The organism is Sphingomonas sp. 2378 (assembly GCF_038084995.1).
In the GTDB taxonomy this organism is placed as follows: Bacteria; Pseudomonadota; Alphaproteobacteria; order Sphingomonadales; family Sphingomonadaceae; genus Sphingomonas.
In genome coordinates, this window is record NZ_JAXCMJ010000130.1 from 1 (window position 1) to 421 (window position 421).

At 62.2% G+C, this 421-nt stretch carries 1 protein-coding gene; it reads right to left on the reverse strand.

Translation table 11 applies throughout. The features are described 5' to 3' along the window. Positions 1–342 (reverse strand): IS5 family transposase (locus SM191_RS19610; protein WP_341507666.1); only part of this gene is annotated, 342 nt, incomplete at its 3' end. Positions 343–421 lie beyond the last annotated feature (79 nt).

Here is a 421-nt window from a genome sequence, read left to right on the forward strand (position 1 = left end):
TCGCCTGGGTCTGGCGCCCCCTTTTCCGCCGAACGCCGCGCGTTGCGCCTTGATGTAGGTGCTGTCGATCGCGGTACTCTTCGTGACCACGCCAGCATCCACCAGCGCGTCGAGCAGCCTGAGCCAGAAGCCACGGCGCGACCAGCGATTGAACCGGTTGTAGATCGTCGTCGAAGGCCCGTAATCAGCCGGGCAGTCGCACCAGCGGCAGCCGATCTTCAGCACATGCACGATCCCGGAGATAACCCGCCGGTCGTCTACCCGCCGGGCACCGGGCTGGTTCTTGGGCAGATGCGGCTCGATTGCCGCCCACGCTTCATCCGACAACCAGAACAGCGCCATGCCTCACCTCTCATGATCCACACCCCAGTGAATCAGGAAACCTGTCATCACTCAAGATGCTGATTGGGTTTGAACCCTA